The sequence below is a fragment of the Pseudomonas urmiensis genome, assembly GCF_014268815.2.
In the GTDB taxonomy this organism is placed as follows: Bacteria; Pseudomonadota; Gammaproteobacteria; order Pseudomonadales; family Pseudomonadaceae; genus Aquipseudomonas; species Aquipseudomonas urmiensis.
Map to the genome: position 1 here is coordinate 5,065,550 of NZ_JABWRE020000001.1, position 21,761 is coordinate 5,087,310.

Consider the following 21,761-nt stretch of genomic DNA (forward strand, 5'->3'; position numbering starts at 1 on the left):
CCTCGCCCTCTACTCATTGGAGCCTTATGCCACGCTGCTTTTGGTGTACCGACGATCCGTTGTACCAGGCCTATCACGACCAGGAATGGGGAACGCCACAGCGCGACCCGGCGTTGCTGTTCGAGATGCTTTTGCTCGAAGGGTTCCAGGCGGGGCTGTCATGGATCACCGTGCTGCGCAAACGCGAGCGCTATCGCCAGGTGATGTATGGCTTTGACCCGGTGCAGCTGGCGCAAATGGGCGATGAGCGCATCGAGGAGCTGATGCTCGATGCCGGGATCATCCGCAACCGCCTCAAACTCAACGCCGCAAGGCGCAATGCCAAGGCCTGGCTGGCTGTGGATAACCCCGCGCAGTGGCTCTGGTCGTTCGTGGGCGGCGAGCCGAAGATCAACCACTTCAAGGGCCGCAGCGACGTCCCGGCAGTCACCGACGAAGCCAAGGCGATGAGCAAGGCGCTGCAAAAAGCCGGCTTCACGTTCGTCGGCCCGACCATCTGCTACGCCTTCATGCAAGCCACCGGCATGGTCATGGATCACACCACCGACTGCGATCGCTACGCCGCGTTGCTGCGCTGAGGGGTTACAATGCGCGCCTTGCAGAAATAAGGAATAGGGCTGTGGAAAAATTCAAAGGCGCCCTGATGGTCGGGGTGCTGCGACTGTTCGCCAAACTGCCCTGGGGGGCAGTGCAGCGAGTTGGCGCGGGTATCGGCTGGCTCATGTGGAAGATTCCTAACGGTTCGCGCAACGTGGTGCGGATCAACCTGGCCAAGTGCTTCCCGCAAATGGATCCTGCCGAGCGCGAGCAACTGGTGGGCCGCGCCCTGCGTGACATTGGCAAATCGTTCGTCGAAAGCGCCTGCGCCTGGATCTGGCCACCACAGCGCTCGCTCGAGCTGGTCAAGGAAGTGCACGGCCTGGAAGTGCTGGAGCAGGCCCTGGCCTCGGGCAAGGGCGTGGTCGGTATCACCAGCCACCTGGGCAACTGGGAGGTGTTGAACCACTTCTATTGCAGCCAGTGCAAACCGATCATTTTCTACCGCCCGCCCAAGCTCAAGGCGGTGGATGACTTGCTGCGCGAACAGCGCGTGCAGATGGGTAACCGCGTGGCGCCGTCGACCAAGGAAGGCATCCTTAGCGTGATCAAGGAAGTGCGTCGTGGTGGCCAGGTGGGGATCCCCGCTGACCCGGAGCCGGCTGAGTCGGCGGGGGTGTTCGTACCGTTCCTGGGTACGCAGGCGCTGACCAGCAAGTTCGTGCCGAACATGCTCGCCGGTGGCAAGGCGGTGGGGGTGTTCCTGCATGCCCTGCGGCTGCCGGATGGCTCGGGGTTCCGGGTGATTCTGGAAGCGGCGCCGCAAGAGATGTACAGCGACGATGTGACCGTATCGGCGGCGGCCATGAGCAAGGTGGTCGAGCGTTATGTGCGTGAGTATCCGAGCCAGTACATGTGGAGCATGAAACGCTTCAAGAAGCGCCCGGCGGGCGAGGCGCGCTGGTACTGACATCGAATGCTAGTCAGTTAAGAGAGTGACTGCCTGAGCCATCGCAATCGCGGGGCAAGCCCGCTCCCACGAGGTCTCTGCAAGGCCCACATTTTGGGCTCGGCTCGGACTACGTGGGAGCGGGCTTGCCCCGCGATTGCGGTGGCTCAGGCAAAACGCATTAAGGTCTGGCAGCTTTATCCAGCTTTTTGAGAAACACCGTCATCTCTTTTTCGGCCTGCTTGTCGCCATGCGCCTGCGCGGCGGCAATGCCCTCCTCCCAGGACTTGCGCGCCGCCTCCAGGTTGCCGTCCAGCTGATACGCCTTACCTAAAAGCTTCCAAGCCGCCGAATACTTCGGATCCTGCTCGACACACCGCGCCAGGTGCACCGCCGCCTCAGCGCCGTTGCCCTCATCCAGCCAAGCCTTGCCCAGACCAAAGCGCAACAGCGCGTTATCCACACCCTTGGCGAGCATTTTTTCCAGCGATTCGCGCATGCCGTTTCTCCTTAGAAGAAGCTCAAGCCCACGTGGAACAGCTTCTCCACGTCACGGATATGCTTTTTATCCACAACGAACAGAATCACATGGTCGCCGGCCTCGATCACCGTGTCGTCGTGGGCAATCAGCACTTGCTCGTCGCGAATGATCGCGCCGATGGTGGTGCCGGGCGGCAGGGCGATGTCTTCGATGGCCTTGCCAATCACCTTGCTCGACTTCGAATCGCCGTGCGCCACCGCTTCGATGGCTTCCGCCGCGCCCCGACGCAGCGAGTGCACGCTGACGATATCGCCGCGGCGCACGTGCGCCAGCAAGGTGCCGATGGTCGCCAGCTGCGGGCTGATGGCGATATCGATATCGCCGCCCTGGACCAGGTCGACATAGGCCGGGTTGTTGATAAGTGTCATGACCTTGCTCGCGCCCAGGCGCTTGGCCAGCAGCGAGGACATGATGTTGGCCTCGTCGTCGTTGGTCAGGGCCAGGAAGATATCGGCGTCTGCGATGTTCTCTTCGAGCATCAGGTCCTTGTCCGAAGCGCTGCCCTGCAACACCACAGTGCTTTCCAGGGTGTCGGACAGATAGCGGCAACGCGCCGGGCTCATCTCGATGATCTTGACCTGATAGCGGCTCTCGATGGCCTCGGCCAGACGTTCGCCGATCTGCCCGCCACCGGCGATGACCACACGCTTGTTGGTTTCGTCGATGCGCCGCAGCTCGCCCATCACCGCTCGGATGTGGGCCTTGGCGGCGATGAAGAACACTTCGTCGTCGGCTTCGATCACGGTATCGCCATGCGGCTTGATCGGTCGGTCGCGACGGAAGATCGCCGCCACCCGGGTGTCGACGTTGGGCATGTGCGCGCGGATCTGGCGCAGCTGCTGGCCGACCAGGGGGCCGCCATAGTAGGCCTTGACCGCTACCAGCTGCGCCTTGCCTTCGGCGAAGTCGATCACCTGCAGCGCGCCGGGGTGCTCGATCAGGCGCTTGATGTAGTTGGTCACCACCTGCTCGGGGCTGATCAGCACGTCGACCGGAATGTGGTCGTTGTGGAACAGCTCTTCGCGGGTGAGGTAGGCCGACTCACGCACCCGGGCGATCTTGGTCGGGGTATGGAACAGCGAATAGGCGACCTGGCAGGCGACCATGTTGGTCTCGTCGCTGTTGGTGACCGCTACCAACATGTCGGCGTCATCGGCGCCGGCCTGGCGCAGGACCGTTGGCAACGAGCCACGGCCTTGTACGGTGCGGATATCGAGGCGATCGCCGAGGTCGCGCAGGCGTTCGCCATCGGTGTCGACCACCGTGATGTCGTTGGCTTCGCTGGCCAAGTGTTCCGCCAGCGTGCCGCCTACCTGGCCTGCGCCGAGGATGATGATCTTCATCCGCTACTCCTAACCTTTATTTTTATCCGCGCGAAGCGGCAATCTTGATCAGCTTGGCATAGTAGAAGCCGTCGTGGCCGCCTTCCTGGGCCAACAGCTGGCGACCATGCGCCTGGCGCAGGCCGGCGGTGGTGGCCAGGTCCAGCTCGCGAGCCCCAGGGGTGCGGGCCAGGAAGGCATCGATCACTTCGGTGTTTTCCGTCGGCAGGCTCGAGCAGGTGGCGTAGAGCAGCATGCCGCCGACTTCCAGGGTCGGCCACAGGGCATCGAGCAATTCGCCTTGCAGGCTGGCCAAGGCCGGGATGTCGTCGGCCTGGCGGGTCAGTTTGATGTCGGGGTGACGGCGGATCACGCCGGTGGCCGAGCATGGGGCGTCGAGCAGGATCCGCTGGAACTGCTTGCCGTCCCACCAGGCGGCGGTTTCGCGGGCGTCACAGGCGATCAGCTTGGCGTCCAGCTGCAAACGGTCGAGGTTCTCGCGCACACGGGTCAGGCGTTTGGCTTCCAGGTCGATGGCGACCACTTCGCTCAGGCCCTGTTCGGCTTCGAGCAGGTGGCAGGTCTTGCCGCCCGGCGCGCAGCAGGCGTCGAGCACGCGCTGGCCGGGCGCCAGATCGAGCAGGTCGGCAGCCAGTTGCGCGGCCTCGTCCTGCACGCTGACCCAACCGTCGGCAAAGCCCGGCAGGCCGCGCACGTCGCAGGCGGCTTCGAGCACGATGCCGTCACGGCTGTATTGGCAAGCGCTGGCAGTGATGCCCGCTTCAGCCAGCAACGCCAGGTAGGCATCGCGGCTGTGATGGCGGCGATTTACCCGCAGGATCATCGGCGGGTGGGCGTTGTTGGCCGCGCAAATCGCTTCCCACTGCTCTGGCCAGAAGGCCTTGAGCGACTTCTGCAGCCAGCGCGGATGGGCAGTGCGCACCACCGGATCGCGCTCCATACCGGCGAGGATCTCTTCCCCTTCCCGCTGGGCGCGGCGCAGCACGGCATTGAGCAGGGCCTTGGCCCAGGGTTTTTTCAGCTTGTCGGCGCAGCCCACGGTCTCGCCAATGGCGGCATGGGCCGGAATGCGCGTGTAGAACAGCTGGTACAGGCCGACCAGCAACAACGCCTGCACATCGCAGTCGGCGGCTTTGAAAGGCTTCTGCAAGAGCTTCTCGGCCAACAGGTCCAGGCGTGGCTGCCAACGGGCGGTGCCGAACGCCAAGTCTTGGGTCAGGCCACGGTCGCGCTCGTCGACCTTGTCCAGTTGAGCTGGCAGCGAGCTGTTCAGCGAAGCCTTGCCGCTGAGCACGGCGGCCAGGGCGCGGGCGGCGGCCAGACGTGGGTTCATTGGCCAAGCACCTTACCGCTGGCGAATTTCTCGCGACGGCTGTTGAACAGGTCGCTGAAATTCAGCGCCTTGCCACCTGGCAGTTGCAGGCGGGTCAGGCTCAGTGCCTGGTCACCGCAGGCGACCACCAGGCCGTCTTTGCTGGCGCTGAGGATCTCGCCCGGTGCGCCCTTGCCTGTGGACAAGTTGGCGGCCAGTACCTTGATGCTCTCGCCATCGAGGGTGCTGTGGCACACCGGCCAAGGGTTGAAGGCGCGCACCAGGCGCTCCAGCTCCACCGCCGGGCGGTTCCAGTCGATGCGTGCTTCGTCTTTGTTCAGCTTGTGCGCATAGGTGGCCAGGGCATCGTCCTGCACTTCACCTTGCAGGCTGCCATCGGCCAGGCCGGCGATGGCCTGGACCACGGCTGGCGGGCCCATCTCGGCGAGGCGATCGTGCAGGCTGCCGCCGGTATCGTCGGCGCTGATCGGGGTGACTACCTTGAGCAGCATCGGCCCGGTATCCAGCCCTGCTTCCATGCGCATCACGGTGACGCCGCTCTGGGCATCGCCGGCTTCCACGGCGCGTTGGATCGGCGCCGCACCGCGCCAGCGTGGCAGCAGCGAGGCATGGCTGTTGATGCAGCCCAGGCGCGGGATGTCGAGCACCGCCTGCGGCAGGATCAGGCCGTAGGCAACCACCACCATCAGGTCGGGCTTGAGCGCGGCCAGCTCCGCCTGAGCCTCGGCATTGCGCAAGGTTGGCGGCTGCAACACCGGGATGTCATGGGCCACAGCCAATTGCTTGACCGGGCTCGGCATGAGCTTCTGCCCACGGCCCGCCGGGCGATCCGGCTGGGTGTATACCGCCACCACTTGGTAGGGGCTGTCGAGCAGGGCTTTGAGGTGTTCGGCGGCAAACTCTGGGGTGCCTGCGAAGACGATGCGCATGGAGTTCTCGCTTTAAAAAAGAAAAAGGCTTGCCGGAGCAAGCCTTCTGCAAGGTGGGAATCAGGCTTGCTGGCGGTGCTGCTTTTCCAGCTTCTTCTTGATCCGGTCACGTTTGAGCTGCGACAGGTAGTCGACGAACAGCTTGCCGTTGAGGTGATCCAGCTCGTGCTGGATGCACACCGCAAGCAGGCCCTCGGCCTCCAGCTCGTACGGTTTGCCATCGCGATCCTGAGCCTTGACCCGGACCCGCAACGGGCGGTCGACGTTCTCGTAGAAGCCCGGCACCGACAGGCAGCCTTCCTGGTACTGGCCCATGTCGTGGGTCAGCTCTTCGACCTCGGGGTTGATGAACACCCGTGGCTCGCTGCGATCTTCGCTCAGGTCCATCACCACCAGGCGCAGGTGTACGTTGACCTGGGTCGCGGCCAGGCCGATGCCAGGGGCTTCGTACATGGTTTCAAACATGTCGTCGATCAGCTGGCGCAGGGCGTCGTCGAACTCCGTCACCGGTTTGGCGATGGTGCGCAGGCGCGGGTCAGGGAATTCGAGAATGTTCAAAATGGCCATAGGGGTCAGGCAGTCACTGTGCGGTCGGTTGAAAACTGAGCACACATAATAAAGGGAAACGGGGGATTCAGCACCTGGCAAAGCTCGTCTAGGGTTTCAAAGGACGCCTTATAGCCCATTCGACTGACAGGTTGTCAAAGTATTATCAACACAGTTATCCACAGGTTGTGCCAGGTGGATGACCCTCTGTCGATCAAGGATGATCTGCCATGCCGGAACACCATTCGTCTGCTTGTCCGCCTGCCGAGCTTGAGGCGCGCTTGCGTCTGCATCGGCTGCCCGAGGTGGGTCTGCGGCGCTTTCAAACGCTGATCGAAGCTTTCGGCAGTGCCTCTTCGGCACTCAGTGCGCCGGCCACCGCGTGGCGTACGTTGGGCATTCCCGCAGCCGCCTGCGAAGCGCGCCGCAGCCCTGAGGTGCGCGATGGTGCAAGTGCCGCAATGGCCTGGCTAGAGCGGCCTGGCCAGCATTTACTGATGTGGGACCAGCCGGGTTATCCACCGCTGCTGGGCGAAATCGACGATGCCCCGCCGCTGCTTTTTGTCGCCGGTAACCCAGCCCTGCTCGAGCGCCCGCAGCTGGCGATCGTCGGCAGTCGCAGGGCGACACCGCCTGCGCTGGATAACGCGGCGATGTTCTCGCGCTACCTGGCCAAGGCCGGATTTACCATCACCAGCGGCTTGGCGGTGGGCGTCGACGGTGCCGCTCATCGGGCCGCATTGGAGGCAGGCGGGAGCACGATTGGGGTGCTGGGCACGGGCTTGGAAAAACTTTATCCACAGCGCCACCAGTCGCTCGCCCAGGCGATGATCGAGCGCGGTAGTGCGGTGGTTTCCGAGTTCCCACTGGACGCCGGCCCGTTGCCTGCCAACTTCCCTCGCCGCAACCGGATCATCAGCGGCCTGTCGTTGGGCGTGCTGGTGGTTGAGGCGAGCCTGGCCAGTGGCTCGTTGATCAGCGCGCGGCTGGCAGCTGAGCAAGGCCGTGAGGTGTACGCGCTGCCTGGCTCCATCCACCACCCTGGCGCCAAGGGCTGTCACCAACTGATTCGCGACGGCGCCTTGTTGGTAGAGAGCGTGGAACAGATCCTCGACAGTCTGCGCGGTTGGCAGAACCTGCCTCCTGCGCCTGTGGATAAGCCTGCCCATCCCCTGCTCGCCTTGTTGCATGCCCAGCCGCAGACCAGCGAGAGCCTGGCGCGCAGCAGCGGCCAGCCCATGGCGCAGGTGTTGGCCAGCCTCACCGAGCTTGAGCTTGAAGGGCGGGTCAGCAATGAAGCTGGGCGTTGGTTTGCGCGGTCCGGCTAAGTAAACTGCAGATCAGCTTTATATGCGGAGAGACAGCAATGGTGAGCAGTTGGCGTGTGCAACAAGCCGCACGGGAGATTCGGGCGGGCGCGGTGATTGCCTATCCGACGGAAGCGGTCTGGGGCCTGGGCTGCGACCCGTGGAACGAAGACGCGGTGTATCGCCTGCTGGCGCTCAAGTCGCGGCCTGTGGATAAAGGCCTGATTCTGGTTGCCGACAACATTCACCAGTTCGACTTCCTGTTCGAAGACTTCCCCGAAGACTGGATCGAGCGCATGAGCAGCACCTGGCCCGGGCCTAATACCTGGCTGGTGCCGCATCAAGGCTTGTTGCCCGAGTGGGTGACCGGGCAGCACGATACGGTGGCGTTGCGGGTCAGCGATCATCCGCTGGTGCGCGAGTTGTGTGCGCTGGTCGGGCCGTTGATCTCGACATCCGCCAACCCGGGGGGGCGGCCAGCGGCCAAGAGCCGGTTGCGCGTCGAGCAGTATTTCCGCGGCCAGCTGGACCTGGTGCTGGGCGGGGCGCTGGGGGGGCGGAAGAATCCGAGTGTGATTCGTGATCTGGCCACCGGTGAAGTGGTTCGCGCGGGCTGAAATCGGCATTCTGGGGCCAATGCAGTCAGGTAAGGAATTGCCGTTGCGTGGAGCCTTATCGCGGGGCAAGCCCGCTCCCACGTGGATGCTCAATGGCGCGAATTCGTGAGGGTTGCGGCTATGACGTGGGAGCTATCACGTGGGAGCGGGCTTGCCCCGCGATAGTGTCTGTGTGAACAACGAAACAGTGCTAGCGCAGCCCCCAGATTTTTCTGAATTTGTCTTATATGGCTGTCCCAACGGCATTCAGGGAAATATCCTACGCACGCTGTCGAACGCCGTTACCTTCTCAGTGGGAACTCGTACCTCTAGGCTTCATTTCGTCGCTGAATAACTCGGCGATGGGGTGTGGTAACCCCACTGGAATAGGTATCAGAGTCGTCTATGGCGGCTGTGCGCGGGAGGCTTGCGAGCCTGCCGGGTCTGGTACCTCTCCGGTTTACCACCCCGCGTGCAGCTGCCACCCATTCGTGTGGTAACGGATGATGTGCCAGCTTCAATTATTGAGGTTGCCATGACTAGAAAGCTCGTACCGGATCCGCCACTTCCTACAACTACCGCTCACCCCTTCGGCCGCTGCGATGCCGGCCACCCGCCGCTGTATTCGGTAAACCCCAACATCCCCATCGAAGACGCCTTGGTCCACGTAGCCCTGCACCTGCGCTGTGCCTACGAAACAGGCATGCAGGCCATTGATCATCTGCGCGAAGAAGGCCGCGGCATGTTCTGGGCGAACCTGCATGCGGTCGAGGCGGCTGAGGGGGTGGTTGAAGCGTTGCTCGACAGCTTCGAGTCCGGGACATTGAGCAAGCGATTGGCGGTCTGAGTTGACGCTATCGCGGGGCAAGCCCGCTCCCACGTGGGCCATAAGTACCGCGAAAATCTTCGGGGTCACACTTATAACGTGGGAGCGGGCTTGCCCCGCGATTGGGCCGCTAAGCGGCCCCACTGGCGTCAGGGCAGAAGCACCGTCGAACCCACCGTGCGCCGCGCCGACAATTCAGTCTGCGCCTTGGCCGCTTCACTCAGCGGATAACGCTGCTGGATATCCACGGTCAGCTTGCCACTGGCAATCATCGCGAACAGGTCATCGGCCATGGCCTGGGTGTTCTCGGCATTGTTGGCATAGCTAGCCAACGTCGGGCGGGTCACATACAGCGAGCCCTTCTGCGACAGGATTCCCAGGTTCACCCCGCTGACCGCGCCCGAGGCATTACCAAAGCTCACCATCAGGCCGCGCGGTTGCAGGCAATCCAGCGAGGTCAGCCAGGTATCGGCGCCAACCCCGTCGTACACCACTGGCACTTTCTTGCCGTCAGTCAGCTCCAGCACGCGCTTGGCGACGTCTTCGCGGCTGTAGTCGATCGTCTCCCAGGCGCCCAGCGCCTTGGCCCGTTCGGCCTTCTCGGCCGAGCTGACGGTGCCAATCAACTTGGCTCCCAGAGCTGCCGCCCACTGGCAAGCCAGCGAACCGACCCCACCGGCAGCGGCGTGGAACAGAATCACATCGCCCGGCTGCACGGCGTAGGTCTGCTTGAGCAGGTACTGCACGGTCAGGCCCTTGAGCATCACCGCAGCGGCCTGCTCGAAGCTGATGCTGTCGGGCAGCTTGACCAGATTCGCTGCTGGCAGGGTGTGCACATCGCTGTAGGCACCCAGCGGGCCGCCGGCATAGGCCACGCGGTCGCCGACCTTCAGGCGGGTGACGCCCTCGCCCACGGCATCGACCACGCCGGCGCCTTCGGTGCCCAGGCCCGAGGGCAGCGAGGGTGGTGCATACAGGCCACTGCGAAAATAGGTGTCGATGAAGTTCAGGCCGACTGCCTGGTTACGTACGCGCACTTGCTGTGGGCCGGGTGGGGCCGGGTCGAACTCGACCAGTTGCAGGACTTCTGGGCCGCCATGCTGGCTGAACTGGATACGCTGGGCCATCTCGCACTCCTGTTGTCGGGATTGAAGCAGGCCTTCTATCGGACGCCTTTGCTTGATCGCCGTCAACTGCGGCGGGCCAGTTGCCGGTGGTATGCTACGCGGCGAATTCTTCCCCTGCCCCTCCCAGGTGACCCGATGACCAGCCGCACCGAGGCCGTGAAGGCCTATCTGCTCGACCTGCAAGACCGCATCTGCTCTGCCCTTGAAACCGAAGACGGCGGCGCCCGCTTCGTCGAGGACGCCTGGGTGCGCGAAGCCGGTGGTGGCGGGCGCACGCGGGTGATCGGTGAGGGCAAGGTGATCGAAAAAGGGGGAGTCAATTTCTCCCACGTATTCGGTTCAGGCCTGCCGCCTTCGGCCAGCGCTCACCGGCCGGAGCTGGCCGGACGCGGCTTCGAGGCGCTGGGCGTGTCGCTGGTGATCCACCCGCACAACCCGCATGTCCCTACTTCGCACGCCAATGTGCGCTTTTTCATCGCCGAGAAAGAAGGCGAGGAAGCGGTCTGGTGGTTCGGCGGTGGCTTCGACCTGACGCCCTACTATGGCAACGAGGAAGACTGCGTGCATTGGCACCGCGTCGCCGAGCAGGCCTGCGCGCCGTTTGGCGCTGATGTCTACCCGCGCTACAAGGCCTGGTGCGACCGCTACTTCCACCTCAAGCACCGCGGCGAGCCGCGTGGTATTGGTGGGTTGTTCTTCGATGACTTGAACGAGTGGGACTTCGACACCTGCTTTGCCTTCATCCGCGCCATCGGCGATGCCTATGTTCAGGCCTACCTGCCAATCGTCCAGCGCCGCAAGGACACGCCCTATACCGCTGAGCAGCGCGAGTTCCAGGAATACCGCCGCGGGCGCTATGTTGAGTTCAACCTGGTCTATGACCGCGGCACCCTGTTCGGCCTGCAGTCGGGTGGCCGTACCGAGTCGATCCTCATGTCGCTGCCGCCGCAAGTGCGTTGGGGCTACGATTGGAAGGCCGCGCCGGGCAGCGAAGAAGCGCGCCTGACCGAGTACTTCCTGCAGGATCGCGACTGGCTCGGCCAGTGAGCCCTGTGGATAACCGAGGAGCCCTCATGGACCAGTACGTCGTTTTCGGCAACCCGATCGGCCACAGCAAGTCGCCGTTGATCCATCGCCTGTTCGCCGACCAGACCGGCCAGGACATCGAGTACAACACGCTGCTGGCGCCACTGGATGACTTCAGCGACTGCGCCCGGGGCTTCTTCAAGCAGGGCAGCGGCGCCAACGTCACGGTGCCGTTCAAGGAAGAGGCCTATCGCCTGTGCGACAGCCTGACCCCACGAGCCCAGCGCGCTGGCGCGGTGAATACGCTGAGCAAGCTGGCCGATGGCACGTTGCAGGGCGATAACACCGACGGTGCGGGCCTGGTGCGTGACCTGACAGTGAATGCTGGGGTCGAGCTGACGGGCAAGCGCATCCTCATCCTCGGTGCCGGCGGCGCCGTGCGTGGGGTGTTGGAGCCGCTTCTGGCGCATAACCCGCAGTCGGTGGTGATCGCAAACCGCACGGTGGAAAAGGCTGAACAGCTGGCGCAGGAGTTCGATGAACTTGGGCCTGTGGTCGCCAGTGGTTTTGCCTGGTTGCAGGAGCCGGTCGACCTGATCATCAATGCAACTTCCGCGAGCCTGGCGGGCGAGATGCCAGCGATTGCCGAGAGCTTGGTCGAGGCGGGGCGCACGGTGTGCTACGACATGATGTATGGCAAGGAGCCAACCCCGTTTTGCCAATGGGCCAGCCGGTTAGGCGCCGCGCAGGTATTGGATGGGTTGGGGATGCTGGCGGAGCAGGCGGCTGAGGCGTTTTTCATCTGGCGCGGGGTTCGTCCCGAGACCGGGCCGGTGTTGGATGAGCTGCGTCGGCAGTTGGCGCGCGGCTGAATTTGAGATGTTGGGGCCGCTTTGCGGCCCTTCGCGGGGCAAGCCCGCTCCCACGTGAGTTCACGTTGTCCCTGTGGGAGCGGGCTTGCCCCGCGATGTGGGTCTCACTCTTCAAAGCGGATCGGACACAACTCAGCCCCTTCCAGCTTCTGCAACTCTTCAACCACCTGCGGCCGCGCCCTTTGCAGGGTCAGGCTGCCGCCATTACGGCCTAATCTCCGCGCCTCGCGGTGCAGCATGTCGACCCCTGAGTAATCGATGAAGTTGACCTGCCGCGCATCGATCACCACATGCGGCCCCTGGCAGCGCTGCAAGCGCACCTGCAGGTAATGCGCGGCGCCAAAGAAGATCGACCCGCCCACCCGCAGCACATCCGCCTGCCCTTCTCGACTCTGCTGCACCCGTGGCCGCGAGGTGCGCTTGAGGTAGAAGAACAGCGACGCCAGCACCCCTGCATAGATCGCTGTCTGCAATTCCAGGAGCAGCGTGGCGGCAGCTGTCAGCGCCATCACCAGAAACTCGGCACGGCTGACCCGGAACAACGCACGAATGCCGCGATGATCCACCAAGCCCCAGCAGATCAACAAAATGCTCCCGGCCATGGCCGGAATCGGCAAATGCGCGATCAACCCGGCGCCGGTTACCGCGAACAGCGCCACCCACAGTGCCGAGAACACCCCGGCCATGGGCGAGCGGGCGCCGGCCTCGTAGCTCAGGCCGGAACGGGTGAAAGACCCCGACGACAGGTAGCCGGAGAACACCGCCCCGACCATGTTCGACAGGCCTTGGGCGCGGATCTCTTGGTTGGCGTCGATCAGTTGTTCGGAGCGCGCCGACAGCGAGCGGGCGATGGACAGGCTGGTCACCAGGCCGAGCATGCCGATCGCCACGGCGCTGGGGAGCAGGCGCAGGATCAGTTCCAGGTCCAGCAGTGGCAGCGGGCTCAGTGGCGGCAGTTGGCCAATGAACGCCGGCACCCGTGGCACGTGGCCGAACATGCTCGGCATCAGCCAAGCAGCCAGGCTGACCACGATCAGACTTATCAACAGGCTGGGCCAGCGCGGGCGCAGCAGCTTGATTACGATGCCTATCAACAATGTGGCCAGGCCCAGGCTTAGCGATGGCAGGTCGACCTCCCCGGCATGGGCAAGCAGATCCTGGAGGGTTTTTAGCGCTGTAGCCTGGCTGGGCAGGTCCATGCCCAGTAGGTTTGGCAGTTGGCCCAGGGCGATGACGATAGCCGCGCCGAGGGTGAAGCCGAGGACCACCGAATGCGAGACGAAGTTGACCAGCGCACCGAAGCGCAGCAGCCCGAGTAATAGTTGGAAGGCGCCGCCGAGGAAAGTCAGCAGCAGGATCAGGGTGACGTAGTCGGCGCTGCCGCTGACGGCCAGGGGGCTGATGCTGGTGTAGAGAACGATCGAGATTGCCGCGGTGGGGCCGCAGATCAGGTGCCAGGATGAGCCCCACAGGCAGGCGATCAGCACCGGCACGATGGCGGCGTACAAGCCGTATTCAGCGGGCAGGCCGGCGATCAGGGCGTAGGCGATCGATTGCGGCAGAGCCAGGATCGCACCGCTGAGGCCGACCAGCAGGTCCTGGCGCAGGCTACGGCGCGATTGCCGGGGGAGCCAGGCGAGGAACGGCAGCAGGTGGGTCAGGCGGGGCATGGCGATCTATCCAAGGTTTGCAGTGTTTGAGCGGGCGCTATCGCGGGGCAAGCCCGCTGCCACGAATTACCCCTAGGTAAAGGGATGTTGCGTGGGAGCGGGCTTGCCCCGCGATGAAAGCGCCACTATAGCTTGGCTTTGACCGCCGTCAGCGCATCACCACCCTCTTTCGCCGTCACTCCAGCCAACCACCCCTGCAGCCGCTCGGGATGCACCTTCAGCCAGTCCTTGGCCGCCACATCGAAGCTCACTTTGTTATCCACAACCTGCGCCATGATGCTGTTCTCCATGTCCAGATCGAAGCTCAGGTTCGCCAGTAGCTTCGCTGCATTGGGGCAGGCTTGTGGATAACCCTTGCGCACCAAGGTGTACACCTCGCCTTTACTGCCAAACCACTGCTCGCCGCCGGTGAGGTAATGCATCTTCAACTTCACATTCATCGGATGCGGGGTCCAGCCGAGGAAGGTGATGAATTGGTGCTTCTTCACTGCCCGCTCAACCTGGGTGAGCATTGCCTGTTCACTGGACTCGACCAGTTTCCATTTGCCCAGGTCGAACTGGTTTTTTTCGATGATTTCTTTGAGCGATAGGTTAGCCGGCGCCCCAGAGCCGATCCCATACACCTTGTTGTCGAACTGTGCGGCATGTTTTTGCAGGTCGGCGAAGTCCTTGACCCCGGCATCCCACACGTAATCAGGTACCGCCAGGGTGAACTCGGTGCCTTGCAGGTTGCGGCTGAGTTTCTGCACATCGCCGTTGGCGATGAACTTGTCATGAAAGCCTTGGTGCGCGGGCATCCAGTTGCCGAGGAAGGCATCGACCTTGCCGTCCTTGAGGCCGCCATAGATGATTGGCACCGCCAGGCTGTCGATCTTCACCTGATAACCCAGGCTTTCCAGGAGCAAGCGGGCGACGGCGTTGGTCGAGGCGATATCGCTCCAGCCAGGGTCGGCCAGTTTGACCGTGCTGCACTGTGCGTCGCTGTCGGCGTTGGCGGTGACCGCGCCCAGGCTCAGGGCCAGGCTGATCATGGCGGTGGAGAATGTGTTCATGGCGGCCTCTTTACTCAATCGATAGGTGCGGGCTGTGGATAACGTGCCTTGCGCTCGAGGTCGTCGAGATCGATGTGATTGCGCATGTACTGTTGGCTGGCGTCGACCATCGGTTGATGGTCCCAGCTGTTCAGCTTGCCGATGGCCAACGCTTGCGCCACCAAGCGGCGGCGGCGCTGGCTGGCCAGCACCTGCTGGCGCAGGCTGGGGATATCCCAGCGTTGGCGGGCCTGATCGACAAATGCCTGCAGCAGCGCCTGGTGTTCCGGGCTGCTGGTGAGGTTCTCCCGCTCGTGCGGGTCGCGGCTCAGGTCATAGAGTAAACAGGGGTCGTCTTCGCTGTACACGAACTTGTATTGGCCGCGGCGAATCATCATCAGTGGACCGACCGTGCCTTCGGCCATGTACTCGCCGATCACTTCGTCATGGCCGCCCTGCCCTTGCAGATGGCCCAGCAGCGAGCGGCCGTCCAGGTGCAGATCGGCCTGCACCTGGCCACCGGCCAGTTCGACCAGGGTTGGCAACAGGTCACAGGTAGACACTGCCGCGCTGACTCGCCCGGCAGCGAACCGCTTGGGTGCATGTACCAGCAGGGGGACGCGCGCCGACATCTCGAACCAGTGCATCTTGTACCAAAGGCCACGCTCGCCAAGCATGTCGCCATGATCGCCGGAGAACACGATCAGGGTGTCATCGCTCAGCCCGCATTCTTCCAGGGTTTGCAGCAGCTTGCCGATGTTGTCGTCGATGTAGCTGCAAGCACCGAAGTAGGCACGGCGGGCGTCGCGGATCTTATCCACAGGCAGCGGTTTGTCCCACAGGTCGTAGACCTTGAGCAGACGTTGCGAATGCGGGTCTTGCTCGTGCTGCGCCAGCACCTCACCCGGCATAGGGATATCCACAGCCTGGTACAGATCCCAATAGTGCTGGGGAATGGTGTACGGATCGTGCGGGTGGGTCATCGACACGGTCAGGCAAAACGGCTTGTCGTCGCCTGCACGGACATGGTCATAGAGGTATTGGCGGGCCTTGAACACCACCTCTTCATCGAAATCCAACTGGTTGGTGCGCACGCACGGCCCGGCTTGCAGCACCGAGGACATGTTGTGATACCAGCTGAGGCGCTGCTCGGGTGCGTCCCAGTTCACTGCCCAGCCGTAGTCGGCCGGGTAGATGTCGCTGGTCAGGCGTTCTTCGTAGCCATGCAACTGGTCCGGCCCACAGAAGTGCATCTTGCCTGACAGCGCCGTGCGGTAGCCGAGGCGGCGCAGGTAGTGGGCGTAGGTAGGCACGTCGGCGGGGAAATCGGCCGCGTTGTCGTAGGCGCCAATGCGGCTGGGCAGCTGGCCGCTGACCAGGGTGAAGCGCGAGGGCGCACACAGTGGGCTGTTGCAGTAGGCGGCGTCGAACACCACCGCCTGCTCTGCCAGGCGGCTGAGGTTCGGCATCTTGATCGGCGAAGGGGCGTAGATCGGCAGCATGGGCGCGGCCATCTGGTCGGCCATGATGAACAGGATATTGGGTCGTTTCATGGTGGCTTCCATCGTCGAGAGTTATGCGAGCGGCTTGCGATCGAGGATGCGACTGTGGATAACATGGGTAAAGCCCATGGCGGGCAATGACTAGGATTAGCTGAGCTTATGTTTGAGCACCTTGCCGAGTTGTCGCTGGATACCTTGCGGGTGTTCGAGGCCGCTGCCCGTTTGCGCAGCTTCACTGCGGCGGCGCTGGAGTTGGGTACAACCCAGCCGGCGGTGAGCCAGCAGGTCAAGCGCCTGGAGGCGCAGCTAGGCGCGCGGCTGTTCGACCGGATCTACCGGGGCATTACCCTGACTGAAGCGGGGCAGCTTCTGTTCGAGCAGGTGCATCAAGGTTTGCAGGCGATGGATGAAGGTGTGGCCCAGGCCAGCGGCCACAGCCAGCGTGAAGTGCTGCAGGTGGCGACTGACTTTGCCTTCGCCGCGTTTTGGCTGATGCCACGTTTGCAACGTTTCCATGAGGCCTATCCACAGGTGGATGTGAGCCTGGTGACCGGCGAACGCAGCCAGGGCATGTTGCGCCCGGATATCGATGTGGCTGTGTTGTTTGGAGATGGGCGCTTTCATCAGGGCGAGAGTCGCTGGCTGTTCAATGAAGAGGTTTTTCCGGTTTGCAGCCCACGGCTGATTCATGGCAAACCCTTGTCAGCCGTGGCTTTGCAACGATTGCCATTGCTGCATTTGCGCGGTGAGCAGGCCAGCCGCTGGTTTGATTGGGCGGGGGTATTTCGCGGCTTGGGTTTGTCCAGCCCGCCGCCGGCTGGGCAGCTGCGGTTCGACAATTACACCTTGCTGATCCAGGCGGCGATTGCTGGGCAGGGGGTGGCGATTGGCTGGGCGCATCTGGTCGATGGGCTGGTGGAACAGGGCTTGCTGTGTCGGCCATTGCTGGGCAGTTTGCGCTCGGAGCGTGGCTATTACGTGGTGCTGCCACCGCGTAAGCGGCGTGGGGCGTTGATCGAGCGTTTTGTCGATTGGTTGGAACGTGAGCGGCGCATGTGAGGTTTTGGGGCTGCTGCGCAGCCCTTCGCGGGCAAGCCCGCTCCCACAGGTTTTTGGCGCCGAACCGCCATGAAGGGCTGCACAGCAGCCCCAGAAGCTATGACACGAAGTTCACATGCTCGCCCCGATGCAGATCCAGCTCCAGGCAATCGACCATCCCCGCCGCGACCCCGGCCAAACGCCGCAAAGGCCCAGCGAGCCCCGGCTCCAGCGTTCCATCGGCACTGCGAAAATGCTCGATACCCAGCCCTGGCGCGTCTTGCGGCGCGTTGATCAACGTCCAATGCAGCCCACTGCGTTGCAGCACATCGACGATCTGATTGGCCTCCTCGACCTGCTGCCCCGGCGTATCCAGCACAGCAAAATCGCCCACCAGCAACAGCCGGCGTATAGTCGTGCGCTCAAGCCCAGCCACCAGTGCCTGGCTCATCTGCCGCTGCGCCGGCCAATCGCCGGGTGCCAGCGCCGAGAGCAAGACGATCACCGCTGACCCTCCAGCCACGCTTTGTTGCGCCTGGTCAGCACTGCCCAGCCCGCCTATCTTGAAGTGCAGGCCCGGGCGCGGCGCCTGGCGGTTGAGGTCGTCGACCACTGCGGTAACCTCGTGCTGGCGCGACAGCAACTCGACCGCCAGTGCACTGCCAAGGCTGCTCTGGATCCCGAACAGGACCAGTTTGAAGACTGGGGTTTCGGCATTTTTCACCTGATCGCTCCCTGTGCCGGTGGGGGTGATCGTTGGACCGCATTCAGGAGTTATCGTGCAAAGGATCAAGGGCTATCACGCCCATATTTACTACGATGCGCAGACCATGGAGCAGGCCCGGGCGCTGTGCGAGGAGGCTGCGCGGCTGTTTGGGGTGAGCATGGGGCGTATGCACCAGAAGCCGGTCGGGCCGCATCCGGACTGGAGCTGCCAGCTGGCCTTCGAGCCGGAACTGGTGGGGGTGGTGCTGCCGTGGCTGGCGCTGTATCGCAAGGGACTGGTGGTGTTTATGCATCCACTGACGGGGGATGAGTTGGCCGATCATCGCGATCATGCGATCTGGATGGGAGCGATCAGGCCGCTGGACCTGGCCATCTTCGAAGATTAATCGTGGCCTTTCGCCGGCAAGCGCGCCGCCACAGCGATAGCGCTAATTATCACAGCTGCGCATTCCCTGTGGGAGCGGGCTTGCCCGCGAACGAGGGCGAAGCCCTCGCAAGACAGGCGACTCAGTTACGCGCCGAGCGCACCCCTTCAGCCAGCGCCGAGCACAGGCTCAACACATCGCTGACGGCCTGATCGGCATCTTTGGCCTGGGCAATCTTGTCGACCAGCGCCGACCCTACCACCACCCCTTCCGCCAGGCGGGCGATCGCAGCCGCTTGTTCTGGAGTACGGATACCAAAACCAACGCTGACCGGCAGATCGGTATGCCGACGCAGACGCGCGATAGCCTCGCTGACGTGCTCGGTAGTCGCCGAACCTGCGCCGGTCACACCCGCTACCGAGACGTAGTAGACGAACCCGGAGCTACGCTCCAGCACGCGCGGCAGGCGCGCATCGTCGGTAGTCGGCGTGGTCAGGCGGATGAAGTCGATGCCCGCCGCCTGGGCCGGGGTGGCCAGCTCGGCATCGTGCTCTGGCGGCAGGTCGACGATGATCAGGCCATCGACACCGGCTTCTTTCGCTTGGGCGACGAATTGCTCCACGCCGAAACGGTGGATGGGGTTGTAGTAGCCCATCAGCACGATTGGCGTGGTCTGGTTGCCGACGCGGAACTCACGGACCATCTGCAGGGTTTTTGCCAGGGTCTGACCGGCTTCCAGGGCGCGCAGGGTGGCGAGCTGGATGGCCACGCCATCGGCCATGGGATCGGTGAACGGCATGCCCAGCTCGATCACGTCGGCGCCAGCGCCAGGCAGGCCCTTGAGGATCGCCAGCGAGGCGTCGTAGCCGGGGTCGCCAGCGGTGATGAAGGTGACCAGCGCCGAGCGGCCTTCGGCCTTCAGGTCGGCGAAGCGTTGTTCAAGACGGCTCATGCCTGTTTCTCCTGGGCGGCCATGTGGTTCATCACGGTTTGCATGTCTTTGTCGCCACGGCCGGACAAGCACACGACCATCAGGTGGTCCTTGGGCAGGGTCGGCGCGCGCTTGATCGCTTCGGCCAGGGCGTGGGAGCTCTCCAGGGCCGGGATGATGCCTTCCAGGCGGCAAGTGGCGTGGAAGGCGTCGAGGGCTTCGTCGTCGGTGATGCTGACGTACTCGACTCGCTTCACTTCATGCAGGTAGGCGTGCTCCGGGCCGATGCCTGGGTAGTCCAGGCCCGCCGAGATCGAGTGGGCGTCGGTGATCTGGCCATCGGCGTCCTGCAGCAGGTAGGTGCGGTTGCCGTGCAGCACGCCGGGTACGCCGCCGTTGAGGCTGGCAGCGTGTTTGTCGGTGTCGACGCCGTGGCCACCGGCTTCAACGCCGATGATCTGTACGCTGGCGTCATCGAGGAAGTCGTGGAACAGGCCCATGGCATTGGAGCCGCCGCCTACGCAGGCAACCAGGCTGTCAGGCAGACGACCTTCTTTTTCTTGCAGCTGGGCGCGGGTTTCCTTGCCGATGATCGACTGGAAGTCACGGACCATCGCTGGGTACGGGTGCGGGCCGGCAACGGTGCCGATCAGGTAGAAGGTGTCGTCGACGTTGGTCACCCAGTCGCGTAGCGCTTCGTTCATGGCGTCCTTGAGGGTGCCGGTGCCGGCAGTGACCGGAACGATTTCGGCGCCGAGCAGCTTCATGCGGAACACGTTGGCTTGCTGGCGCTCGATGTCGGTGGCGCCCATGTAGATCACGCAAGGCAGGCCGAAGCGTGCGGCGACGGTGGCGGTGGCCACGCCGTGCATGCCAGCGCCGGTTTCAGCGATCAGGCGTTTCTTGCCCATGCGCTTGGCCAGCAGCACTTGGCCGATGCAGTTGTTCACCTTGTGCGCGCCGGTGTGGTTGAGCTCTTCACGCTTGAAGAAGATCTTCGCGCCGCCGCAGTGCTCGGTCAGGCGCTCGGCGAAGTACAGGGGATTGGGGCGGCCGATGTAGTCGCGCTGGAAGTAGGCCAGCTCTTCGAGAAATTTCGGGTCGGCCTTGGCCGCTTCGTACTCGCGGGCCAGGTCCAGCACCAGCGGCATCAGGGTTTCAGCCACGTAGCGGCCACCGAACGAGCCGAACAGGCCGTTGGCGTCGGGGCCGGCGCGGAATTGGGTCTGGGTCATGGGGCGCTCCAGGGCGTTATGAATGAGTGATGGGCTTTACTCTAACCACGACAGGCTCGGCTGAAAACCGATAAGATTGCTACAACATGTCAGGAAATCTCACACGTCCCATGCGCCAGGATCTGCCTCCTCTCAATGCCTTGCGGGCCTTTGAAGCAACCGCCCGGCTCAACAGCGTCAGTCAGGCCGCCGACGTGCTGCACGTGACTCATGGGGCCGTGAGTCGGCAGATCAAGGTGCTCGAGGAGCATCTAGGGGTGGCGCTTTTCGTCAAGGACGGGCGTGGCGTCAAACTCACAGATGCCGGCGTGCGCCTGCGCGATGCCAGCGTTGATGCGTTTGACCGGCTGCGTGGGGTTTGCGCCGAATTGAGCCGGGATGTCAGCGAGGCGCCGTTCGTCCTGGGTTGCTCGGGTAGCCTGCTGGCGCGTTGGTTCATCCCCCGCCTGGGGCGGCTCAAGGCAGATTTGCCGGAGTTGCGTTTGCACTTGTCGGCGGGTGAAGGCGACCTTGACCCGCGCCGTCCCGGGCTGGATGCCTTGCTGGTGTATGCCGAGCCGCCGTGGCCGGCAGATATGCAGGTGCATGTACTGGCCGAGGAGCGTATTGGACCGGTGCTCAGCCCGCACTTCGCAGGCTCCGAGCGTTTACGTAATGCGCCCGCGCAGGCGTTGCTCGGCGAGGCCTTGCTGCATACCACCTCGCGTCCGCAGGCGTGGCCGGCATGGGCGATGCAGCACGGTCTGGACGCTGGCGCGTTGCATTTCGGCCAGGCCTTCGAGCATTTGTATTACTTGTTGGAGGCGGCAGTTGCAGGCTTGGGCGTGGCCATCGCGCCGCAACCGCTGGTGGCGGACGACCTGCGCGCCGGGCGTTTGATCGCCCCGTGGGGCTTCTCGCCCACCCAGGCTGCCTTGGCGCTGTGGGTGCCGCGGCGCGCCGCAGATGGGCGCGCCGAGCAGTTGGCGCTGTGGCTGCGCCGTGAGTTGGACCAGCAGGCGGTTTAGTTGCGCTTGGTCAACAGATAGGCGGCCAGCAGGCCCAGGGCGCCGACGGCAACGCCAGCGGCGGTCCAAGGGTGTTCCTGGGCATAGTCGCGGGTGGCGATACCGGTCTGGCGTGTGCGGGTCTTGACCTCGTCATACGCATCGCTGAGCACGCTGCGCGAGTGCTTGAGCGCGTTTTCCGCATTGCCACGGATCGCCTTGATGGTCTTGTGCGACTCCTCGGATGCGTCGTGCTTGAGGGTCTCCAGGGTCTTGAGCAGGCTCTCGATCTCGGCTTCCATGTTTTCCAGTGAGGTTTTACGCAGGGCGTTGCGGGCCATGTTG

The 21,761-nt window shown here is 63.6% G+C and carries 23 protein-coding genes; 10 read left to right on the plus strand and 13 right to left on the minus strand.

Annotated features, from left to right (window positions below):
• Positions 1-26: 26 nt before the first annotated feature.
• Together HU737_RS22900 and HU737_RS22905 are read left to right on the plus strand one after the other, a co-directional pair.
• On the plus strand, positions 27-578 hold the full coding sequence (locus HU737_RS22900; RefSeq protein ID WP_186553141.1) for a DNA-3-methyladenine glycosylase I: 552 nt from the start codon (positions 27-29) through the stop codon (positions 576-578).
• A 41-nt stretch (positions 579-619) separates the two neighbouring features.
• Positions 620-1,507 carry a lysophospholipid acyltransferase gene (locus HU737_RS22905; RefSeq protein WP_186553142.1) on the plus strand — a complete coding sequence of 296 codons (888 nt, stop codon included), beginning with the start codon at positions 620-622 and terminating at the stop codon, positions 1,505-1,507.
• A 160-nt stretch (positions 1,508-1,667) separates the two neighbouring features.
• On the opposite strand, the gene HU737_RS22910 is transcribed toward HU737_RS22905, so the two are convergent.
• Genes HU737_RS22910 through def form a run of 5 tightly spaced genes read right to left on the minus strand, consistent with a single transcriptional unit; the run spans position 1,668 to position 6,199 of the window.
• Positions 1,668-1,985 carry a tetratricopeptide repeat protein gene (locus HU737_RS22910; protein ID WP_186553143.1) on the minus strand — a complete coding sequence of 106 codons (318 nt, stop codon included), beginning with the start codon at positions 1,983-1,985 and terminating at the stop codon, positions 1,668-1,670.
• 11 nt (positions 1,986-1,996) lie between these two features.
• Positions 1,997-3,370, minus strand: a complete 1,374-nt coding sequence (gene trkA / locus HU737_RS22915) for a Trk system potassium transporter TrkA (protein ID WP_186553144.1) — start codon at positions 3,368-3,370, stop codon at positions 1,997-1,999.
• Between the two features lie 22 nt (positions 3,371-3,392).
• Positions 3,393-4,703 carry a 16S rRNA (cytosine(967)-C(5))-methyltransferase RsmB gene (gene rsmB, locus HU737_RS22920; RefSeq protein WP_186553145.1) on the minus strand — a complete coding sequence of 437 codons (1,311 nt, stop codon included), beginning with the start codon at positions 4,701-4,703 and terminating at the stop codon, positions 3,393-3,395.
• On the minus strand, positions 4,700-5,632 hold the full coding sequence (gene fmt / locus HU737_RS22925) for a methionyl-tRNA formyltransferase (RefSeq protein WP_186553146.1): 933 nt from the start codon (positions 5,630-5,632) through the stop codon (positions 4,700-4,702). The genes rsmB and fmt overlap by 4 nt, the downstream gene beginning before the upstream one ends.
• 60 nt (positions 5,633-5,692) lie before the next feature.
• On the minus strand, positions 5,693-6,199 hold the full coding sequence (gene def / locus HU737_RS22930) for a peptide deformylase (RefSeq protein WP_186553147.1): 507 nt from the start codon (positions 6,197-6,199) through the stop codon (positions 5,693-5,695).
• 209 nt (positions 6,200-6,408) lie between these two features.
• On the opposite strand from def, the gene dprA reads away from it, so the two are divergent.
• From dprA to HU737_RS22945, 3 genes are all read left to right on the plus strand, one after another.
• Entirely contained in the window at positions 6,409-7,506 is a 1,098-nt protein-coding gene (dprA, locus tag HU737_RS22935) for a DNA-processing protein DprA (RefSeq protein ID WP_186553148.1), read from the plus strand.
• A 38-nt stretch (positions 7,507-7,544) separates the two neighbouring features.
• Positions 7,545-8,102 carry an L-threonylcarbamoyladenylate synthase type 1 TsaC gene (gene tsaC / locus HU737_RS22940; protein ID WP_186553149.1) on the plus strand — a complete coding sequence of 186 codons (558 nt, stop codon included), beginning with the start codon at positions 7,545-7,547 and terminating at the stop codon, positions 8,100-8,102.
• 514 nt (positions 8,103-8,616) lie between these two features.
• Positions 8,617-8,928 (plus strand): DUF3077 domain-containing protein, encoded by a 312-nt coding sequence (locus HU737_RS22945; protein ID WP_186553150.1) that lies wholly within the window; start codon positions 8,617-8,619, stop codon positions 8,926-8,928.
• Positions 8,929-9,056: 128 nt separating this feature from the next.
• Here the strand turns inward: HU737_RS22945 and HU737_RS22950 are convergent, their stop codons facing one another.
• The gene (locus tag HU737_RS22950; RefSeq protein WP_186553151.1) at positions 9,057-10,034 is read right to left on the minus strand and encodes an NADPH:quinone reductase; all 978 of its coding nucleotides are present in this window, start codon (positions 10,032-10,034) and stop codon (positions 9,057-9,059) included.
• Positions 10,035-10,169: 135 nt separating this feature from the next.
• Between HU737_RS22950 and hemF the strand changes: the two genes are divergently transcribed.
• Positions 10,170-11,081 carry an oxygen-dependent coproporphyrinogen oxidase gene (hemF, locus tag HU737_RS22955; RefSeq protein ID WP_186553152.1) on the plus strand — a complete coding sequence of 304 codons (912 nt, stop codon included), beginning with the start codon at positions 10,170-10,172 and terminating at the stop codon, positions 11,079-11,081.
• 26 nt (positions 11,082-11,107) lie between these two features.
• Complete coding sequence (aroE, locus tag HU737_RS22960) at positions 11,108-11,932, plus strand: shikimate dehydrogenase (RefSeq protein WP_186553153.1); 825 nt, start codon at positions 11,108-11,110, stop codon at positions 11,930-11,932.
• Between the two features lie 104 nt (positions 11,933-12,036).
• On the opposite strand, the gene HU737_RS22965 is transcribed toward aroE, so the two are convergent.
• From HU737_RS22965 to betC, 3 genes are all read right to left on the minus strand, one after another.
• Positions 12,037-13,602: a SulP family inorganic anion transporter gene (locus tag HU737_RS22965; protein WP_186553154.1), complete on the minus strand. Its 1,566-nt coding sequence runs from the start codon at positions 13,600-13,602 to the stop codon at positions 12,037-12,039.
• A 125-nt stretch (positions 13,603-13,727) separates the two neighbouring features.
• A complete protein-coding gene (gene choX / locus HU737_RS22970; protein WP_186553155.1) occupies positions 13,728-14,654 on the minus strand; it encodes a choline ABC transporter substrate-binding protein in 927 nt (308 codons plus the stop codon).
• A 14-nt stretch (positions 14,655-14,668) separates the two neighbouring features.
• Positions 14,669-16,186 (minus strand): choline-sulfatase, encoded by a 1,518-nt coding sequence (gene betC, locus HU737_RS22975; protein WP_186553156.1) that lies wholly within the window; start codon positions 16,184-16,186, stop codon positions 14,669-14,671.
• Positions 16,187-16,294: 108 nt separating this feature from the next.
• Between betC and HU737_RS22980 the strand changes: the two genes are divergently transcribed.
• Complete coding sequence (locus HU737_RS22980; protein ID WP_186553157.1) at positions 16,295-17,194, plus strand: choline sulfate utilization transcriptional regulator; 900 nt, start codon at positions 16,295-16,297, stop codon at positions 17,192-17,194.
• A 97-nt stretch (positions 17,195-17,291) separates the two neighbouring features.
• Here the strand turns inward: HU737_RS22980 and HU737_RS22985 are convergent, their stop codons facing one another.
• Positions 17,292-17,897 carry an NAD(P)-dependent oxidoreductase gene (locus tag HU737_RS22985; protein ID WP_186553158.1) on the minus strand — a complete coding sequence of 202 codons (606 nt, stop codon included), beginning with the start codon at positions 17,895-17,897 and terminating at the stop codon, positions 17,292-17,294.
• A 55-nt stretch (positions 17,898-17,952) separates the two neighbouring features.
• Here HU737_RS22985 and HU737_RS22990 point away from each other — a divergent pair, with 55 nt between their 5' ends.
• Entirely contained in the window at positions 17,953-18,285 is a 333-nt protein-coding gene (locus tag HU737_RS22990; protein WP_186553159.1) for a DOPA 4,5-dioxygenase family protein, read from the plus strand.
• A 121-nt stretch (positions 18,286-18,406) separates the two neighbouring features.
• Here the strand turns inward: HU737_RS22990 and trpA are convergent, their stop codons facing one another.
• Together trpA and trpB are read right to left on the minus strand one after the other, a co-directional pair.
• The gene (gene trpA, locus HU737_RS22995) at positions 18,407-19,216 is read right to left on the minus strand and encodes a tryptophan synthase subunit alpha (protein ID WP_186553160.1); all 810 of its coding nucleotides are present in this window, start codon (positions 19,214-19,216) and stop codon (positions 18,407-18,409) included.
• Entirely contained in the window at positions 19,213-20,430 is a 1,218-nt protein-coding gene (trpB, locus tag HU737_RS23000; protein WP_186553161.1) for a tryptophan synthase subunit beta, read from the minus strand. The genes trpA and trpB overlap by 4 nt, the downstream gene beginning before the upstream one ends.
• A 110-nt stretch (positions 20,431-20,540) precedes the next feature.
• On the opposite strand from trpB, the gene HU737_RS23005 reads away from it, so the two are divergent.
• The gene (locus HU737_RS23005; RefSeq protein WP_186553162.1) at positions 20,541-21,437 is read left to right on the plus strand and encodes a LysR family transcriptional regulator; all 897 of its coding nucleotides are present in this window, start codon (positions 20,541-20,543) and stop codon (positions 21,435-21,437) included.
• Here HU737_RS23005 and HU737_RS23010 read toward each other — a convergent pair.
• Entirely contained in the window at positions 21,434-21,757 is a 324-nt protein-coding gene (locus HU737_RS23010) for an ElaB/YgaM/YqjD family protein (RefSeq protein ID WP_186553163.1), read from the minus strand. The two genes, HU737_RS23005 and HU737_RS23010, sit on opposite strands and share 4 nt — an antisense overlap.
• Between the last annotated feature and the right edge of the window lie 4 nt (positions 21,758-21,761).

Excerpts from the sequence above, each read along its gene's own strand:
- HU737_RS22900 (WP_186553141.1), top strand. The coding sequence starts at position 27 with ATGCCACGCTGCTTTTGGTGTACCGACGATCCGTTGTACCAGGCCTAT.
- HU737_RS22910 (WP_186553143.1), bottom strand. The coding sequence starts at position 1,985 with ATGCGCGAATCGCTGGAAAAAATGCTCGCCAAGGGTGTGGATAACGCG.
- trkA (WP_186553144.1), bottom strand. The coding sequence starts at position 3,370 with ATGAAGATCATCATCCTCGGCGCAGGCCAGGTAGGCGGCACGCTGGCG.
- rsmB (WP_186553145.1), bottom strand. The coding sequence starts at position 4,703 with ATGAACCCACGTCTGGCCGCCGCCCGCGCCCTGGCCGCCGTGCTCAGC.
- fmt (WP_186553146.1), bottom strand. The coding sequence starts at position 5,632 with ATGCGCATCGTCTTCGCAGGCACCCCAGAGTTTGCCGCCGAACACCTC.
- def (WP_186553147.1), bottom strand. The coding sequence starts at position 6,199 with ATGGCCATTTTGAACATTCTCGAATTCCCTGACCCGCGCCTGCGCACC.
- dprA (WP_186553148.1), top strand. The coding sequence starts at position 6,409 with ATGCCGGAACACCATTCGTCTGCTTGTCCGCCTGCCGAGCTTGAGGCG.
- tsaC (WP_186553149.1), top strand. The coding sequence starts at position 7,545 with ATGGTGAGCAGTTGGCGTGTGCAACAAGCCGCACGGGAGATTCGGGCG.
- HU737_RS22945 (WP_186553150.1), top strand. The coding sequence starts at position 8,617 with ATGACTAGAAAGCTCGTACCGGATCCGCCACTTCCTACAACTACCGCT.
- HU737_RS22950 (WP_186553151.1), bottom strand. The coding sequence starts at position 10,034 with ATGGCCCAGCGTATCCAGTTCAGCCAGCATGGCGGCCCAGAAGTCCTG.
- hemF (WP_186553152.1), top strand. The coding sequence starts at position 10,170 with ATGACCAGCCGCACCGAGGCCGTGAAGGCCTATCTGCTCGACCTGCAA.
- aroE (WP_186553153.1), top strand. The coding sequence starts at position 11,108 with ATGGACCAGTACGTCGTTTTCGGCAACCCGATCGGCCACAGCAAGTCG.
- HU737_RS22965 (WP_186553154.1), bottom strand. The coding sequence starts at position 13,602 with ATGCCCCGCCTGACCCACCTGCTGCCGTTCCTCGCCTGGCTCCCCCGG.
- choX (WP_186553155.1), bottom strand. The coding sequence starts at position 14,654 with ATGAACACATTCTCCACCGCCATGATCAGCCTGGCCCTGAGCCTGGGC.
- betC (WP_186553156.1), bottom strand. The coding sequence starts at position 16,186 with ATGAAACGACCCAATATCCTGTTCATCATGGCCGACCAGATGGCCGCG.
- HU737_RS22980 (WP_186553157.1), top strand. The coding sequence starts at position 16,295 with ATGTTTGAGCACCTTGCCGAGTTGTCGCTGGATACCTTGCGGGTGTTC.
- trpA (WP_186553160.1), bottom strand. The coding sequence starts at position 19,216 with ATGAGCCGTCTTGAACAACGCTTCGCCGACCTGAAGGCCGAAGGCCGC.
- trpB (WP_186553161.1), bottom strand. The coding sequence starts at position 20,430 with ATGACCCAGACCCAATTCCGCGCCGGCCCCGACGCCAACGGCCTGTTC.
- HU737_RS23005 (WP_186553162.1), top strand. The coding sequence starts at position 20,541 with ATGCGCCAGGATCTGCCTCCTCTCAATGCCTTGCGGGCCTTTGAAGCA.
- HU737_RS23010 (WP_186553163.1), bottom strand. The coding sequence starts at position 21,757 with ATGGCCCGCAACGCCCTGCGTAAAACCTCACTGGAAAACATGGAAGCC.